This window comes from Lepagella muris (assembly GCF_004793975.1).
Taxonomy (GTDB): domain Bacteria; phylum Bacteroidota; class Bacteroidia; order Bacteroidales; family Muribaculaceae; genus Lepagella; species Lepagella muris.
Genome location: NZ_SRYB01000033.1, coordinates 39,596 through 53,744, shown reverse-complemented (window position 1 = coordinate 53,744; position 14,149 = coordinate 39,596). Strand labels below are relative to the sequence as shown.

Here is a 14,149-nt window from a genome sequence, read left to right as displayed (position 1 = left end):
GAGCGGGAGAGTAGGTAATCGCCGCCTTATGGAAGCCGACTGAGCGATCAGCCGGCTTCCTTTTTTTGTTGTGGTTGTCGTTGTTATCCCCGGAGGGGATAGCAACTTCTTGGACTTCTTGGACGGCTGGGACTTCTTGGACTTCTTTGTCAATACTGTCATTATTGTCATTACTGACAGATTGACAATAATGACAAATTGACATTACTGACAATAATGATGATTTGACGAATTGTCAGATTGTCATTAATGGAAAAATGATGAAAATGAAAAAATTTTTTTAATTCATTTTGTGGGTTGCTCTTTTTTTTGTAATTTTGCAAGCCGATTATATCCAAATTGTTTGCCGCCTGCCTTGCGATGTGAGATTTTAGGCCTTTCAAGCATCGTCTGTTTCGTTAGGCGGATTTTATATGGCAGCCGTAATTGTCGGACTTCCAAAACATTTATAATCTTATAATAAACTCGATCCAAAGTGGATACATTAAGTTACAAGACCCAATCAGCTACTCCTGCAACAATCAACAAGCAGTGGGTGGTGATTGACGCAACAGACCAGGTACTTGGTCGTCTCTGCTCTAAAGTGGCAAAAATTCTTCGTGGCAAGAACAAACCTGGCTACACTCCTTATCTTGATTGTGGTGACAATGTGATCATCATCAATGCAGAGAAGGTGATCATGAACGGTGATAAGATGACAAAACGTGAGTATCTCCGCTATACCGGCTATCCCGGTGGTCAGCGCACGTTCACTCCGAGCGATCTTATGGCTAAGTCTTTCAAGAAGACAGTTAAGGCAGGTCGTCATCCTTTGTTCATAAAAGTTGTAAAGGGTATGCTCCCCAAGGGTCCTCTTGGTGCAGCTCTTCTCAATAATCTTTATGTCTACAATGGTGCAGAGCACGGACATGAGGCAAACAATCCTACAGTAATAGATATCAACAAAGTGAAATAATAGAAGCAGATGGAAAAAATTAATGCAATTGGCCGTCGTAAAGCAGCCGTAGCGAGAGTTTATCTCACAGAGGGCAACGGTAACATCGTTATCGACAAGCGTCCCCTTGACGTTTATTTCCCCTCTTCTATTCTTCAGTATGTTGTAAAGCAGCCTCTCACTAAACTTGACGTGGCAGAGAAGTATGACATCGTTGCTCATGTAGACGGTGGCGGCTATACCGGTCAGGCAGAGGCCCTTCGCCTTGCTATTGCACGCGCACTTGTAAAGATTAATCCTGAGGATAAATCTGCTCTCCGTGCAGAAGGCTTCATGACTCGCGACGCTCGTTCTGTTGAACGTAAGAAACCCGGTCAGCCCAAAGCCCGCAAACGTTTCCAGTTCTCAAAACGTTAATGTTTTTCGCGGACTTTTCAAAAATATCAGTTTAGTATCTAAATCAGCCGGATGAGCCGACCTTGTCGGTTCCTACCGACTGATTGGATTTCTAAAGAAATTTAAAAAGAATGTAAACACCCGGTCAGGGTTTCCTTGACCAAAAAACAGAAAACACAAAAATGGCAACACCCACTTTTGAACAACTCCTTGAGGCTGGCTGCCACTTCGGCCACCTCAAACGTAAATGGAATCCTGCAATGGCTCCTTATATCTTCATGGAGCGCAATGGTATCCATATCATCGACCTTTATAAGACAGCTGCTAAAATCGACGAGGCTGCCGCTGCTCTCAAGCAGATCGCAAAGAGCGGCAGAAAGGTGCTTTTCGTAGCTACCAAGAAGCAGGCTAAAGAGGCTATCGCTAATAAGGCTGCTTCTGTAGGCATGCCTTACGTGATCGAGCGTTGGCCCGGCGGTATGCTCACCAACTTCCCCACCATCAGAAAGGCTGTGAAGAAGATGACCACCATCGACAAGATGGCTAAGGACGGCACTTTCGACAACCTGTCAAAGCGCGAGAAACTTCAGATCACTCGCCAGCGTGCTAAACTTGAGAAAAACCTCGGTTCTATCGCTGACCTTTCTCGTCTTCCGAGCGCATTGTTCGTAGTTGACGTTATGAAAGAGCACATCGCAGTGGCTGAGGCTAACCGTCTTGGTATACCTGTATTCGGCGTGGTCGATACTAATTCAAATCCTGAAAATGTAGACTATATCATCCCGGCAAATGACGACGCTTCTAAGAGCATCGAGATTATCCTCGACGCTGTATGCGGAGCTATGGCTGAGGGTCTTGAGGAGCGCAAGGTTGAAAAACTCGACACTCCGGAAGACAAAGAGGATGGTGATGCTCCTGCAAAGCGTCGTCGCGTGCGTCGCAATGAGGGCGCAGCAAAGGAGACTGCTGAGGCTGCTCCCGCTGCAGAGGCTGAGTCTGCTGAATAATTTTTAAAGAAGAATAACAATGGCTGTATCTATTGAAGATATCAAGAAACTGCGCCACATGACCGGCGCAGGTATGATGGACTGCAAGAATGCACTTGCCGAGACTGGCGGTGACATTGAGGCTGCCATCGAAATCATCCGTAAGAAGGGTCAGGCTGTAGCTGCAAAACGTGAGGACCGTGAGGCTGCCGAGGGTTGCGTGCTCAGTGCCACTAAACCCGGTTTCGCTGCTATCGTGGCTCTGAAGTGTGAGACTGACTTCGTTGCTAAGAACGAGTCTTTCCGCAATCTTACAAAGGCTATCCTTGATGCTGCTGTAGCTGCCGGTGCTAAAAGTCTTGACGAGGTGAAGGCTCTCGATCTCAACGGTCGTACTGTTGAGGAGAACATCACTGACGAGATCGGTAAGACCGGTGAGAAGATGGAACTCGGTGCTTACGAGTATGTAGAGGCTCCCACTGTAGCTGCTTACGACCACCTTGGCAACAAGCTTGCCACTATCGTCGGTCTTAGCGTTGAGGGTATCGATCCCGCTATCGGCAAGGAGATCTCCATGCAGGTTGCCGCTATGAATCCTGTTGCTGTGGATCGCACTTGCGTTCCTCAGAACGTAATCGACGGCGAGCTTAAAGTAGCTATCGAGAAGACTAAAGAGGAGCAGGTGAAGAAGGCTGTTGAGGCTGCTATCCGCAAAGCCGGCTACAACCCCAACCACTTCGATAGCGAGGCTCACATCGAGTCTAACCTTGCTAAGGGTTGGTTCACTCAGGAGGATGCAGACAAAGTGCGTCAGATCATGAAGGAGACTGCAGAGGCTAAGGCTGCTAATCTCCCCGAGCAGATGATCCAGAACATCGCAAACGGTCGTCTCAACAAGTTCTTCAAAGAGAACTGTCTGATGGAACAGGAATACCACCGCGATGCCAAGATGACTGTAGCACAGTATCTCGACAGCGAGGTTAAGGGTCTTGTAGTTGTTGACTTCAAGCGCGTAAATCTTAATCAGGATTAATCCTATCTCCTAAATAAAGATGAAGGAAAAGCCGTAGAAATGATTTCTACGGCTTTTTATTGTTTTTGTCAGATTGTCAAATTGTCATTATTGTCATTAATGACAATAATGACAGAAATGACAATAATGATAATGGCGGGAATTATTGCCTATTTATGATTTATCAGATATTCCCATGCTGCGTCATGATCGTAGGGGATCTCTCCCTCTATTATCGCTTCCTTCACTATGTCTTTAAGGCGTGCTATTTCCGGACCCGGTGCTACACCGAGACGTTCCATTATCTCATTGCCGTCAACAGGATTTTTCCAGTTTCGCAGTTCATCCGCATCATGCACGTATTGCATACGTTCGCGGAGTTTCTTGAATCCTTCAAGCTGGCGTCTCACCTTATCTGGCTGCTTCGACGTGATGTCGCTCTCGGCAAGGATCATGAGATCTTCCACATCGTTGCCTGCATCGGTGATCATGCGTCTCACTGCGGAGTCGGTGACGCCTTGATCCCCTACGGACTGCGGACGCATGTGAAGACCAACCAATTTTGCAACGTATTTCATCTTCTCGTTGAGAGGGAGTTTCATTGTGCGGAATATGCGCGGAATCATCTTCTCACCGATGAAATTATGATTATGGAATGTCCACCCGAGTTTGGGGTCATAGCGTTTCGTGGTGGGTTTGGCAATGTCATGAAGGAGTGCCGCCCAGCGTAGCCATTCGTTATCTGATCTTGATGCAACGTTGTCAACCACCTGTATGGTATGATAGAAATTATCCTTATGTCCTTTCCCCTCTTTCATCTCCACCCCTTTCAGCGGAATCAGGGAGGGGAAGACGTAGGGGAGAAGTCCAGCCATATCAAGGAGTCGCCAACCTACGGATGGTTTCGGTGCCCTCATTATCTTTGAGAGCTCATCGTTTATGCGTTCGCGGGTGATTATCTCCATCCTTTGCGCATTTCGTTTTATGGCGGAAAATGTGTCGTTGTCAATACGGAATGCAGAGTATGATGGATTCTCAGAATCGTCCGACTTCTTATAGAGTTGAGTGGCGAATCTTATTGCACGCAGCATACGCAAGGGGTCGTCGGAGAAAGTGATGTCGGGATCGAGCGGAGTCTTGATTACTCCGGAATGGAGGTCGATGAGTCCGTTGAAAGGGTCGATAAGCTCACCAAACGATTTCTCATTAAGAGATATCGCCATAGCGTTTATGGTGAAGTCGCGGCGTCGCATATCATCTTCAAGAGTGCCATCTTCCACGATGGGATTTCTTGAATCGCGGTTGTAGGATTCTTTTCTTGCACCGACAAACTCAAGCTCGAGATCACGAAATTTCACCTGCGCAGTCCCGTAGTTTGGAAATACCGACAGATGAGCTTTCGGACCGAGATGGTGAGCCACCGCCTCAGCCAGTTCTATTCCGGACCCGACAGTGACGAAATCAAGATCTTTCGACGGACGCTGCAGGAAAATGTCTCTGACGAAACCGCCCACAGCATATACATCTTTCCCAAGAGAATCAGAAATCTCGCCGATAGTCTTGAATATAGGATTCTTTAGATCTTCTGTAAGATTCATCAAAATAGTTTTAGAAAAGTGGTCAACAGGCTATAGATATTAAGTCAGCCATGTTGGCACCATTATTTGGATTGCGGCATAAAAGCCGTACAATAGTTATAGACTTTTGTTATCCACATCAAAGACTCTGTATCTCCTCAGGGAAGGGGGTGATACATTCAAGTCCGGTGGGAGTGACGATATAAGTATTCTCGATACCTACCGCACCTACATGCGGGATGACAAATTTAGGCTCGAGAGCGATTGTCATGTTTTCCTCAAAAACGTCGCGGCTGCGTGACGTCACCACGGGGAGCTCGTTGAGTTGGATCCCGACTCCATGACCGATGAAGGGAGCCTGTTGGGCGTGTCCCATGAAATATTCCGACAATCCCTCATTGCGAGCAATCTCTATCGCCTTGTCGTAAAGAGTGGCCACCCGGCATCCCGGCACAGCCATTTTCTCACATTCGCGCAGAATATTACGTGAGCATTCGTGTGCCTTTTCAGCGAGTGCGGGTATTTCTCCGATTTTCCATACGCGGGTCATATCGGTCTGGTATCCGTTGAATGCACCGCATACGTCGATCATCACGGTCTCTCCGGGATGCATGATCGCTCCATTGGCACCTACAGGAAGCGACGGATCGACACCGGCACCACCCATAGTGAAGTCATACGGACTCGGTGCATCGGCATTATCTCCGGCAATTACCGAACCCATGTTTATTTCCATTTGGCTTCCGGAAGTGCGTATGTAGCCGAGACACCCCTCAAGGCGGAGCAGACGCTCGATCTCAATCTGAAACTCTACGTCGGTCATATCCTCGCGATAGCATTTGGAGAAGCGTCGATAGGCAGACGCCTGTCGCAAACCATCGTACCTCATGCAGTCAAGTTCCCATTGGGTCTTCACCATCCTTACCTTGCGGAGAAGGTGGGAGCAATTTTCTGCCGTAGCCTCCGGGAAGGCTGCCTGAAGACGCGTGATTTCTGAATAATAGAGGTCGTCGAATTCCAGCCCTAATCTCTTTGGGAGGGGCATCCCTTTCTCCTTAAGTATAGAGGGTATGAGTTCCGGCTTACGCAGGATAATGGTGTCGTCTGAGGTATCCACGGAGAGTGGGCGCACCACGAAATACAATGCCGGATGCTCCGGAGTGATATACACGTAGCCTCTGAAAAGGCGTCCTGACGTATAGAATATGTTGGAATTGGATGCCAACAGAATTGCATCCAACCCTTCAGATTTTATTTTAAGCCTGATTGTATCAATGCGTTTTTGAATGTCGGCTGATATATCTTCGCGTATTAATTTCATAAATCAAGAATATTTTTAAGTGTTTTGTAGGCTCCGGATCTCGACATCACTATCCCTATGGCGTGGATACCTTCCGTCTCTTCCTGCGGTATGTTTGAGCCAACCGATATGGAATATCCTTCAGGAATCTTTATTGACCGATGAAGAGTGTCGGTGGTCTCATAGATGGAATATATGCCATTGCCGATAGGTCTGTCCTCCTTATCAAACAGGGGAATAGTCAATTTGGTTGAATCCGGACATTCCATGCCGAAACTGATCTCTTCCAGGTTGAACGTTATTTCGCGTGGCTTTGCCGATGCGGAGTATCTGACTACGATCATGACGTCGTAAGGGATTGAGTCGACGTTGCAGGAATCAGTGGGCACAGGACTAAACTCATATTCCCATCCGGACGGAATACCGGATTCAGGAATATCCACAAACGATGAAAACTCCACGCCGGAGTTTTCCAGACAAGATGACATTATCCCTGCAAATCCTGTGGCGAATAAAAAGAGTGACCATCTTGCCGATGACTTTGCATTCATCGGCAAGATGGACCGTAGATGAGATACGTAGTGATTCATATCGAGGATATATTGAGAAGAATTTTATCCCTCCTGCTGACGTGGCTTGGGCTTTGGTTTCTTTTTGGGTTTCGGTCTATTATCCTGCGGTGCTCTTGCTGCAGCCGGACGGTCGTCAGGTCGGGAGTCATCGCGTGGTTTTTCCAGAGCCGGTTTCTCCTTGCGTTGCTCTTCCGGGGATTTGTTCTTCTTCTTTTTCTTCTTCTTGTTTTTATCAAATCGGGTGAGGCTGTCCTGCCCGATTATGTCGCCATATTCCTTTTTGGAGGTTTCGTCAGAGTTGGGATCAAGCGAGTCAACACGTATGCCTTGCTTGTTGAGGGCAATTATCTCAAAAGCGCGAGATGCTGAGATTGTCACGAGATTCGCCGGTATGTTGCGGTCGGTGGAATACGTGATCTTATGTGCCAGTATATCGGGCTTGAAATAATAGAAGGTGTTATCTTTCGTCTCAAGAGTCACGTCTTTCGGTGGCAACTTCTTCTGCGCCTCTGCGTAAGAGTCGGTCTCGAAGTTGAGACAGCATTTCAGCTTGGCACATTGTCCGGCGAGTTTCTGAGGATTCATCGAGAGATCCTGAAGTCGTGCCGCTCCTGTTCCTACAGAAACGAACTTACCCATCCACGACGAGCAGCATAGCGGGCGTCCGCATGGACCGATGCCACCGATTCTTCCGGCTTCCTGTCGGGCTCCTATCTGTTTCATCTCGATTCTCACCTTGAAGGTGTCGGCGAGGATACGGATCAGCTTCCTGAAATCCACGCGTTCGTCTGCGATGTAATAGAAAATAGCCTTTCCGCCGTCGCCTTGGTATTCCACATCTCCGATTTTCATAGCCAGTCCCAACTCTTCAGCTATGGATCTCGCCTTTATCATCGTGGAATGTTCGCGTGCGCGAGCCTCCTCAAATTTCTCTATATCCGACGGGCGTGCTATACGGAACACTTTCTTCAGTTCAGCCGTAGGCTTCACCCCGTTTTTCTTCATCTGTAGCGCAACGAGCGGACCAATCATGGTGACTCTTCCGATATCATGTCCCGGAGACGCCTCGACTGCCACAATATCGCCTATTTTGAGAGGGAATGCCGAGGGGTTGGAGTAGAAGCCGATGCGCGTGTTCTTGAACATTACTTCCACTATGCCCTTAGGATCCACGCCAGGGATATCGGCGAGCCAGTCTGTTGCGAGAAGTTTGCCGCGCTGTTCCCTTCTGGGGCAACCTGTGCAGGAACTTCTCTTCTGGCAACTGCCGCATCCACTGTTAAACACATTCTGTACTTTCTCTTCCATAAAAAGCAGACTATGTTATTTCGCGAACGCCACGGCGCGGGTCTCACGGATGACAGTGATTTTCACTTGTCCCGGATATGTCATCTCGTCCTGTATCTTGCGGGCGATTTCATTCGATAGCTTGTCGGTCTCCTCATCTGTGATCTTGTCTGCACCGACAATCACGCGCAATTCCCTACCTGCCTGTATAGCGTAGGTCTTGAGCACGCCAGGATAAGAGAGGGCGAGCTGCTCAAGGTCGTTAAGACGCTTTATGTATGCCTCTACTATTTCACGACGGGCTCCGGGGCGGGCTCCGGATATTGCGTCACACACCTGCACGATGGGGGCGAGAAGCGAAGTCTGTTCCACTTCGTCATGGTGTGCACCGATGGCGTTGCATATCTCCGGTTTCTCTTTGAATTTCTCAGCCAGCTTCATGCCGAGAAGAGCGTGCGGGAGTTCCGGCTCATCATCGGGCACCTTGCCTATATCGTGAAGGAGTCCGGCACGGCGTGCCTTTTTCGGATTCAATCCGAGTTCGGATGCCATTACTGCACACAGGTTGGCAGTCTCACGCGAGTGCTGCAGAAGATTCTGACCGTAGGATGAGCGATATTTCATCTTGCCTACCATTCGGATGAGTTCGGGGTGCAGTCCGTGTATTCCGAGGTCGATTGCCGTGCGTTTGCCGGTCTCGATGATCTCTTCCTCCACCTGCTTGCGCACCTTTGCCACCACCTCCTCAATACGGGCGGGGTGTATTCTTCCGTCAACCACGAGCTGATGCAGTGCAAGTCGGGCGATCTCCCTTCTTACGGGGTCAAAACCGGAGAGGACGATAGCCTCGGGTGTGTCGTCTACGATTATCTCGATGCCTGTGGCAGCCTCAAGAGCACGTATATTGCGCCCCTCGCGTCCGATGATGCGTCCTTTTATCTCATCGTTGTCGATATGGAATACAGTGACGGAGTTTTCCACTGCCGTCTCCGTTGCCACACGCTGAATCGATTGGATGACGATTTTCTTAGCCTCTCTTGATGCCGTGAGTTTAGCATCGTCCATGATGTCGTTGATATAGCTTGCGGCAGCTGATTTTGCCTCATCCTTGAGAGACTCCACGAGTTTCTCCTTAGCCTCCTCCACAGACAGACCGGAGATTCTTTCAAGCTCCTCCTGAGCCTCGCGGCATAGCTGCTCGGCTTTCTGGCTACGTTGCTCCAATGCCTGCTCGCGTGCGTCGAGTGTTGCCTTCACGGAATCGAGTTCCCTCTTTCTGCGAGCTATCTCTCCCTGTTGCTGGTTGAGCTGCTGCTCACGCTGGCGAGCTCTTGATTCAGAAGCCTGGGCTTTCTGAATTTTCTGGGTGGCTGTACGGTCGGCTTCAGAGAGAATTTTCATCTCCTCCTCCTTAGCCTGAAGGATTTTCTTCTCCTTGATTACGTCTGCCTCGCGTTTCGCATCCTCAAGGATGATGTTGGCAGCTGATTTGGCGTTCTGTTTCGATATGAAGTAAGCCACGACATATCCTGCTAATGCAGCCAGTATGCCGCCTATGATCCATATTGCTGTGTTCATTGCTGTTTAAATATAAATAGGGTATTAAAAGATTATCGGCTATTGTGACATTGACATGCAGAATGCGGTGCCTTCCGTCATGGGAGTGCACAGTCGAGGCAACATAAGGGATGCCATTTTGGAAAATGAACGAATGAAAACGTGGAATAGAGAATGCTTTATATCCCGGAGGAATAGTCAAGAGCCAAAAGGTCGGAAAGCCTGTGGTTGCATGTCTGGGCAATATCGGCTGCATCGGCATGCATTATCAGCAGTTTCCTATAGAAATAAGCGAACTGGTATGCCACCATAGCCATAACCTCCTTGTCGGAACGGGAGGGCCATTTTCTCCGCCATTCATCGAATAGCTGGGTCGCTGCCTTCTCCGCATCACGGACAATATCCTGGCTGTTGAAAGCGACGGTGAGCCTTATATGCTCTCCGCCTATATTGATTGTCATTTTTACGTTGTCAGAGTCGTTCATCGTCATTCCTCCTTTAGCATGGAGATGCATTTATCGACGGTGCGTATTAATCGGGCAATTCGACGGCGTGTGCTTATCAGAGAATCGGGTGAATCTGCAAGTCGGTGAGACATTGTAAGAAATGTGGCGTCGGTCTGCGATTTATGAAGCCGTGCGCGTGTCTCTTCCAATTCCTGCCGCAGGTTGTCGTTCTCTTCTTCAAGCTTGGCTATCTTGTCTTGAAGTTTTTGATGAACAGCCGTGATCTCAATGATTTTATCATCAAGCTCACGGAGGATCGTGATAAGAGGTTGCGCCATCTCTGCCTAATTTTTTACAAAAGTAATAAATGTGTGCGAATTTTCCAAATATGATGGAATCTTAATCTCAAACTTGGTCTCAAATTCTCTTCAGCCATCATTGTCTTATCCCGACAGACTGTCGATACTGCCTGAAAAAATCGTGGGTATGACAGAGGTGTGAGACCGACATGAAGTGACTGCGGCGTATCAGTACCATTGTATGCCGTTGGTGCTTGACGACCGCTTGTCGTATTTGAGATCCTTAAGCAATGACGACTTCACTGAGATGTGGAAGTTGTATGATTTGTATGGTCCGAACGGCACGAAGGATGCCGACATCGTGAAGCAGTGAAGGTCGCGCGATATGGAACAGTTCATGTAGGCTATCTTTTTCAGGTCGAAGTTGTAGGAAGCCGAGAATGAGAAGTTCCAGTTAGGGGTAGGGCGTATGTTGCCGGAGAAGGAGAGGTTTTGGGTCCATTTCCCTTTATAGTCGAGTTTGTTGTAGTCAAACGCGCCGTAGCCGTAGTTGACGGAATAGTTGAACGTGAGACTCCACGGGCATTCCCATTTCGTATAGCCGTCGGCATCGGCAGTGGCTGCCTGCTGCTTGGCATCGCGGCGTCGTCGGTCTCTCGGGTCGTCGCCCAAGTTGTCAATAGCATCGTTCCCGTCTGTGCCGTCAAATGGTGTGTCGCCGTCCTGCTCCCCGTTGTTATTATTGTTATTGTCGCCGTTATCCTTATCCTTCTTTTTCTTGAAGGTCTGGTTGTTGAAGGTGTAGGAGAAGGATGTGCCTGTGGAGGCGAGTTTCACCCATCCTTTGCCGGCCTTCCAGCGTGGCACGTTCACCCTCACCGGCGTGCCGGAGGAGGAGAGTTGGTAGGTGTAGGGATCCCAAGTGGCGGAGAGGTTGAGGTTGAAGTTCTTCACCAGGCGCAGGAGGATAGAGGTGTTGACATTACTCCAGTTCATCGAGTCGGCTGCAAAGTTATAGCTCTGGCTGATTGTGAAGTTCTCTATGAGCGACACTTTCTTCATTCCGGTGGAATCCTTGTCGCTCTTCACTTTCATCTCGAGGTTGTTGGCGAGACTCAGCGACACAACTCCTGATTTACCCTGAGAGGGTGCACCGAACACACCATGAGAGAAATAGTTGTATTTCTTATGCTGTGGTCTTCCTTGACTGTCTACATAGTCGTATGCCCCCCATACTCCCCACATGGGATCGGAGAAGTCGGGTGCACCGTAAATAGAGACTGTCGGCGTTATGACGTGGCGTATCATCTGCACCTTGTCGCCGAGGAACTTCATCGGTTTCCAGAATCCGTATATCTTTGTGTCGAAGGATAGCGATGCGTTAAAGTCGAAGAGATTGTAGAATCCGTAGGTAGTGTCGGCAATCTCTCTTGATGCCTGTGTGTCCCACTGACGACGTATCTTGGATGTGTACATACGGTCGTTCATGGCGATTGAGGGGGATATGTTGATATATTTAAAGATGGAGAAGGTGGCGGAGATTGGCAGATAATGTTTCATGCCGTTTCTCCAGTCCTTTATAAGGCTTTTCTTGAAAAAGACGTCTTGCTGCGCAGTCAGGGAGTTTTGGAACTGACCGGAATAAGAGAGACGTATTTTCTCATACCAGCGTTCGCCACCTACCGACTTCTTCCTTTTGAAGGGAGCTACCTGAGATAGCGTCACGTTGAGGTTCGGGAATGACACGGCAAGCGTGGAGTCCTGTGTACGTTGGGAGATGTTGGCGGTAGTCGACAGACTCCATTTCGTGCCGGGGAACCGGTAGGTCATGTTGACGGTCGAAGATTTTGTATTCTCTGTAAAAGAGGAGTTGTAGTAGGAGTTGAGGTCATTGCGTGAGTAGCCGGATGTCGCGAAGTTGACCGAGGCGGAGAAATTCATGTTGGGATTAGCCTTGGTGTCTTGCGAATGGCTCCACACTACCTGGAAATTGGTCTGTTTTGAGTAGTCGGGACTCCCTTTGTCGCCATATATTGTAGTGAGGTAAGAGAAATCGAAATTACCTCTGAACCGATAGCGTTTCGTGTAGGAGGTATGTCCGGACACTCCCCAAGAGCCCTTTGTGTAGATCTCTCCCCGGAGGGCAAGGTCAACGTAATCGGATATGGCGAAATAATATCCGCCGTCGCGCAGATAGAATCCGCGGTTGTAGTCCTCGCCGAAAGTCGGGAATATTATGCCGCTGGAATAGTCTTTTGTGAAGGGGAAGTAGCCGAATGGGAGAGCAATTGGGAGAGGTACGTCGGAGAGCACCATGTAGACCGGACCGGTCACGATGTTCTTGTTTGGGATCATCTTCCCCCTTGTGACGTTGAAATAGAAGTGGGGATGATCATGGTCGTCGCAGGTGGTGTATTTTCCATCTTTGATGAAGAAAGAGCCGTCTTCCATTTTCTTGGATGCTCCGCCGGTGAGGTATCCTTCCCCTTGTTCGGAGATTACGTCGGTGATGAATCCTCGTTCTGTCTTGAAGTTGTAGGTCATCTCCTTTGACTCGTATTGGTCTTTCCCGTCCTGGAATATCGGCGAACCGGCAAGATTACCGGTTGAGTCAACAACTCCGGTGGCATATACGGTGGATTTATCAAGCTCCATACGTATCTCCTGAGAGTTTAGCTTGAACTGACCGTATTCCACGTTGCCGTCGCCATAAAGATAAGCATTATTCTGCCCGATCATCACGAGAGAATCCTTCGCATCGAATGTCACGGAGTATTCCAGATCAGCCTTTTCTCGGTTTATTCTCGAGAGGGAGGTGCGTGATGTGTCGTTGGGAAGAGCGTTGGCACGACGGGCGCGGTAGCTTGAGTCGTTGTGTGCGGCGGAGTCATTGTATGCGGTTGAATCGTTTGATACGGTGTCAACAGGCACGAAAAGATTTGCCGACCCAATTAAGTCGGCGTCAGACAGCTTTTTCTCCGCCTTTTTCTGGGGCGGAGTCGAAGATTGCTGCGCTATTGCGAACCCTATACAGGTTAAAGCTATGATATATAAATAGATACGTCTCAATGAAGAGAAGGTGTTATCGTTGCGGCTACAAAGTTAGCAATAAAATACAAAATATATATTTAAAAATGCTAAAAAGGGGGATAGCCAAATGTAAAAAGTGACTTTATCCGGAGATATTTGATCCGGATATGGTGGCGAGGGGGAGGTGATGGTCGGGGGGATAGGGAAGCGAGTTGTCATCCGAATAATTCATGAAGCTGCATGAATCGGGCGAGAGAGTCCTCTCCATGTGCACTCATCTGGGATATGATTTTGTCGAGCGTCTTCTCCTCTGTAAGGTCGCCTGACTTTGAGAAGAATTTGTCGGCATAGCAAATGAGCTTCTCTTCGGTGGTTATGGGTAGCATTTCGCGATGAGGTAGCGGAAGCCCCTGACGTATTATATCCTCTACTGTCAGCCCTGAACCGGTGTGGCGTTCGCATACGAGAGCATGGCGGTGGAGTCCGAGATTATCAAGCATCTCACGTCCGGCTACGCCATGGCATATATATGGCAACTCCCCGAGGCAATGGATGGATGGGGCGTTGCAGCGCACCACTCCTATGTCGTGGAGCATGGCCGCCTCTCTTACGAATGTGCGGTCAACGTCAATGCCTCTTTTGTCGGCACATAAAAGTGCTTTCCTCGCCACGCACTCCGAATGGAGAATCACAGTGGCGAGGAGAGCTTTATTATTGTTATAGAAAAGAGAGAATATTTTTTCTATATCCATA

Annotated in this window: 14 protein-coding genes; 4 read left to right on the top strand and 10 right to left on the bottom strand. The window is 48.7% G+C overall.

Features of this window, described 5'->3' with window-relative positions; translation table 11 throughout:
• Positions 1 to 205, bottom strand: a 205-nt coding sequence (locus E5331_RS20805) for a hypothetical protein (RefSeq protein ID WP_275441273.1), incomplete at its 3' end; no start/stop codon positions are given.
• 270 nt (positions 206 to 475) lie between these two features.
• On the opposite strand from E5331_RS20805, the gene rplM reads away from it, so the two are divergent.
• The 4 genes from rplM to tsf all read left to right on the top strand — a co-directional run bounded on the left by rplM (position 476) and on the right by tsf (position 3,349).
• Positions 476 to 955 carry a 50S ribosomal protein L13 gene (rplM, locus tag E5331_RS16830; protein ID WP_123484003.1) on the top strand — a complete coding sequence of 160 codons (480 nt, stop codon included), beginning with the start codon at positions 476 to 478 and terminating at the stop codon, positions 953 to 955.
• Positions 956 to 964: 9 nt separating this feature from the next.
• Positions 965 to 1,351: a 30S ribosomal protein S9 gene (rpsI, locus tag E5331_RS16825; RefSeq protein ID WP_123484004.1), complete on the top strand. Its 387-nt coding sequence runs from the start codon at positions 965 to 967 to the stop codon at positions 1,349 to 1,351.
• Between the two features lie 161 nt (positions 1,352 to 1,512).
• On the top strand, positions 1,513 to 2,337 hold the full coding sequence (gene rpsB / locus E5331_RS16820; protein ID WP_123484005.1) for a 30S ribosomal protein S2: 825 nt from the start codon (positions 1,513 to 1,515) through the stop codon (positions 2,335 to 2,337).
• Between the two features lie 19 nt (positions 2,338 to 2,356).
• Positions 2,357 to 3,349, top strand: a complete 993-nt coding sequence (gene tsf, locus E5331_RS16815) for a translation elongation factor Ts (RefSeq protein ID WP_123484006.1) — start codon at positions 2,357 to 2,359, stop codon at positions 3,347 to 3,349.
• 149 nt (positions 3,350 to 3,498) lie between these two features.
• Here the strand turns inward: tsf and E5331_RS16810 are convergent, their stop codons facing one another.
• From E5331_RS16810 to E5331_RS16770, 9 genes are all read right to left on the bottom strand, one after another.
• Positions 3,499 to 4,926 carry a CCA tRNA nucleotidyltransferase gene (locus E5331_RS16810; RefSeq protein ID WP_123484007.1) on the bottom strand — a complete coding sequence of 476 codons (1,428 nt, stop codon included), beginning with the start codon at positions 4,924 to 4,926 and terminating at the stop codon, positions 3,499 to 3,501.
• Between the two features lie 118 nt (positions 4,927 to 5,044).
• Entirely contained in the window at positions 5,045 to 6,226 is a 1,182-nt protein-coding gene (locus tag E5331_RS16805; protein WP_123484008.1) for a M24 family metallopeptidase, read from the bottom strand.
• Positions 6,223 to 6,795: a gliding motility lipoprotein GldH family protein gene (locus E5331_RS16800; RefSeq protein ID WP_123484009.1), complete on the bottom strand. Its 573-nt coding sequence runs from the start codon at positions 6,793 to 6,795 to the stop codon at positions 6,223 to 6,225. The genes E5331_RS16805 and E5331_RS16800 overlap by 4 nt, the downstream gene beginning before the upstream one ends.
• 24 nt (positions 6,796 to 6,819) lie before the next feature.
• Positions 6,820 to 8,085 (bottom strand): PSP1 domain-containing protein, encoded by a 1,266-nt coding sequence (locus tag E5331_RS16795; protein ID WP_123484010.1) that lies wholly within the window; start codon positions 8,083 to 8,085, stop codon positions 6,820 to 6,822.
• A 15-nt stretch (positions 8,086 to 8,100) separates the two neighbouring features.
• Entirely contained in the window at positions 8,101 to 9,642 is a 1,542-nt protein-coding gene (gene rny, locus E5331_RS16790) for a ribonuclease Y (RefSeq protein WP_123484011.1), read from the bottom strand.
• Between the two features lie 158 nt (positions 9,643 to 9,800).
• A complete protein-coding gene (locus E5331_RS16785) occupies positions 9,801 to 10,106 on the bottom strand; it encodes a cell division protein ZapA (protein ID WP_168355280.1) in 306 nt (101 codons plus the stop codon).
• 2 nt (positions 10,107 to 10,108) lie between these two features.
• Positions 10,109 to 10,405 carry a hypothetical protein gene (locus E5331_RS16780; protein ID WP_123484013.1) on the bottom strand — a complete coding sequence of 99 codons (297 nt, stop codon included), beginning with the start codon at positions 10,403 to 10,405 and terminating at the stop codon, positions 10,109 to 10,111.
• Between the two features lie 189 nt (positions 10,406 to 10,594).
• Positions 10,595 to 13,435 carry a putative LPS assembly protein LptD gene (locus tag E5331_RS16775; RefSeq protein ID WP_123484014.1) on the bottom strand — a complete coding sequence of 947 codons (2,841 nt, stop codon included), beginning with the start codon at positions 13,433 to 13,435 and terminating at the stop codon, positions 10,595 to 10,597.
• A gap of 176 nt (positions 13,436 to 13,611) precedes the next feature.
• The gene (locus tag E5331_RS16770) at positions 13,612 to 14,148 is read right to left on the bottom strand and encodes an HD domain-containing protein (protein WP_123484015.1); all 537 of its coding nucleotides are present in this window, start codon (positions 14,146 to 14,148) and stop codon (positions 13,612 to 13,614) included.
• Position 14,149 lies beyond the last annotated feature (1 nt).

What these genes read in the sequence shown, in the direction of transcription:
- E5331_RS16795 (WP_123484010.1), bottom strand. Translation starts at nt 8,085, where the DNA reads ATGGAAGAGAAAGTACAGAATGTGTTTAACAGTGGATGCGGCAGTTGC.
- rpsI (WP_123484004.1), top strand. Translation starts at nt 965, where the DNA reads ATGGAAAAAATTAATGCAATTGGCCGTCGTAAAGCAGCCGTAGCGAGA.
- E5331_RS16805 (WP_123484008.1), bottom strand. Translation starts at nt 6,226, where the DNA reads ATGAAATTAATACGCGAAGATATATCAGCCGACATTCAAAAACGCATT.
- E5331_RS16770 (WP_123484015.1), bottom strand. Translation starts at nt 14,148, where the DNA reads ATGGATATAGAAAAAATATTCTCTCTTTTCTATAACAATAATAAAGCT.
- E5331_RS16800 (WP_123484009.1), bottom strand. Translation starts at nt 6,795, where the DNA reads ATGAATCACTACGTATCTCATCTACGGTCCATCTTGCCGATGAATGCA.
- E5331_RS16810 (WP_123484007.1), bottom strand. Translation starts at nt 4,926, where the DNA reads ATGAATCTTACAGAAGATCTAAAGAATCCTATATTCAAGACTATCGGC.
- rpsB (WP_123484005.1), top strand. Translation starts at nt 1,513, where the DNA reads ATGGCAACACCCACTTTTGAACAACTCCTTGAGGCTGGCTGCCACTTC.
- E5331_RS16785 (WP_168355280.1), bottom strand. Translation starts at nt 10,106, where the DNA reads ATGAACGACTCTGACAACGTAAAAATGACAATCAATATAGGCGGAGAG.
- rny (WP_123484011.1), bottom strand. Translation starts at nt 9,642, where the DNA reads ATGAACACAGCAATATGGATCATAGGCGGCATACTGGCTGCATTAGCA.
- E5331_RS16780 (WP_123484013.1), bottom strand. Translation starts at nt 10,405, where the DNA reads ATGGCGCAACCTCTTATCACGATCCTCCGTGAGCTTGATGATAAAATC.
- tsf (WP_123484006.1), top strand. Translation starts at nt 2,357, where the DNA reads ATGGCTGTATCTATTGAAGATATCAAGAAACTGCGCCACATGACCGGC.